3 protein-coding genes are annotated in these 2,239 nt (G+C 70.8%); all 3 read left to right on the forward strand.

Features of this window, described 5'->3' with window-relative positions:
* A partial coding sequence (locus tag QZV72_RS14050) for a M13-type metalloendopeptidase (protein WP_297009300.1) occupies window positions 1-296 on the forward strand: 296 nt, incomplete at its 5' end.
* Window positions 297-312: 16 nt separating this feature from the next.
* Window positions 313-1,164 carry a hypothetical protein gene (locus tag QZV72_RS14055; protein WP_297009301.1) on the forward strand — a complete coding sequence of 284 codons (852 nt, stop codon included), beginning with the start codon at window positions 313-315 and terminating at the stop codon, window positions 1,162-1,164.
* A gap of 44 nt (window positions 1,165-1,208) precedes the next feature.
* Window positions 1,209-2,239 (forward strand): PrsW family intramembrane metalloprotease (locus QZV72_RS14060; protein WP_297009303.1); only part of this gene is annotated, 1,031 nt, incomplete at its 3' end.

Below are 2,239 nucleotides of genomic sequence, written 5' to 3' on the forward strand. Positions count from 1 at the left end.
AGCGGTGGCTCGCCGGGCAGGGGCTGACGGTGGACACCGCGCCGAGTGCGCCGGTCGAGGGCCTCGACGGTGAATTCACCGTGCTGCAGCGGTTCTTCCTGCGCTGGGCACAGATCTGGCAGACCGCGATCCGCCCACAGATGGCGGCGCAGTACGTCGCCATCGACCCGCACTCCCCCGGCGAGTACCGCTGCAACGTGGTGGTCTCGAATGTCGCCGAGTTCTACGAGGCCTTCGATGTCGTCGAGGGTGACGGCATGTGGCTCGACGAGGAGCGGCGCGTCACCATCTGGTGACGGCCGGAACTCTCCCGTGCCCATCTCCGCCATTCCCCCTGTCCCCCCTGTTCAGCCCGGCTGGCCTGTTCAGCCCGGTCAGCCCGGTCTGACGGTCGCCCCGCCGTCGGATCCCGATCCCTACGGGAGGTACCGCACCCTGCCCACCGGTTCCCGCCGCACCTCGGTGTGGTTCGCGGTCCTCGGCGTGGCACTGCTGGTCCTCTGCGCGCCCTTCGCCCTGCCCGTCGACCACGATGTCGTCGACGGTGACTACGACACCCTCGACAACGCCGCCTCAGACACTGTCCTGACCTGGTCCGGGTGGTCCCCGGACCTCTCTGGTCTGGACGCGTCCTGCCGCGCCCCGAGGATGCAGCCCGGTATGGCGAGCCTCTACGCCGGGTGCGGCACCGCGACCCTCGATCTGATCGGCACCGCCGGGGTGGACGCCTCCGGCTCCGACGCCGACCTGGCCCGTGCTGCCGACCGGGCGGTCCGTGCCGCGTGGTCCCAGGACGAGGATCCGATGCACTTCGTCCGTGCCGACGTCGACAGCCTGTTCCACCCGTCACTGGCGTCGTCCGTGGGAACCGCCCTCGTCAGCGACACCTTCATCTACGACGTCGGTGACGGCCCCGGCAACGGTGACGGGGCCGGGGACGGCTGGTCACCTGACGGCGGCTTCGGCGGCGGCTTCGGCGGCGGCTTCGGCGGCGGTGTCCAGGACGTGAGCTTCTCCCCGGTCGCGGCGAACGGCAGCAGCGTCTACGTGCAGGCGGCGTCCTTCACCGGTCCGGGCGACGTGATGTACACCCTCGTGGTCAGCGGCATCTCGCCGCAGCAGGTGACCGCCCTGCTCCCCGACATGCTGGGGAGGCTGCGATGAGTGCACCGCAACAGGATCCCCGGAGGAGGACACCGGTGGGGCCCATGGCCGGGGAACCGTGTCCGGACTTCGAGATCCTCACGGTACCGCGGACGTGGCACGATGCCCATCCCCCGACCGCGCGGCCCCGGCTGCGGATCTTCTGGGACGTCTTCGCCGTCTCCCTGCTGGTTCTGACGGTCCTGTGCGCGCTGGGCACCGGGCTGACCGTCGTCAGCGGGATGCTGTTCCCCGGCCCGGGGCCCACCATGCTCGCCCTCGGCCTGGGCATGCTGTTCGCCGCCCTGGTCTGGTTCGTGGTGTCACGGACGCTGCTCTACCGCGGGACGCCGGTGCGGCTCGCACTGGCCGCCGTACTGTGGGGGGTGACCGGCGGGGTGGTGCTCGGCGGGTTCACGTCCTCGGAGCACCTGTCGGAACTCGCCGTCGGCTGGGGGACGCCACAGATCGCGTGGTCCCTGGCCGGCGCCTGGCCCGAGGAGACAGCCAAGGCGCTCGGGGTGGTGCTGCTGCTCTTCGCCGGACGTACCTGGTGGAACCGGCCGTGGCACGGACTGATCGCCGGCGTGCTCGTCGGCGTGGGGTTCGAGGCCTTCGAGAATGCGCTGTACGCGATCTCGCTCGCACCGACCCATGCCGTCTCCGACGTCCGGGGCGTGCTCGAGATGTGGCTGATCCGTCTGATCGCCGGCCCACTGCTCCACGCACTGTGCACCGGGATTGTCGGCTACGCGATCGGTACGGCACTGCTGCGGGCGGACCTCACGACGGCACAGCGGGCCTCCTGGATCATCGGCGGCTGGGGCGCCGGGTTCTCCGTGCACACGCTGTGGAATCTCATGCCGGACTGGGAGCAGGACTCCTACGCAGCCTCCGTGGTACGCATGGCCGTGGTGTGGATCGGGGGGATGTCCCTGCTGGCCATGGCCTGGTTCCGCAGTCACCGGGAGGCCCGTGCTGCGGCGGACGCCGGGACGTACCCGGTGGTGACCGTGTACCGGAAGCGTCCGTTGCCTGTGGCGGTCCCCGGCACGTGGCCCGGTGTGCCCGGTGCGCCCGGGATACCCGGTGTGCC

The sequence above is a fragment of the uncultured Corynebacterium sp. genome, from assembly GCF_902782855.1.
GTDB lineage: Bacteria > Actinomycetota > Actinomycetes > Mycobacteriales > Mycobacteriaceae > Corynebacterium.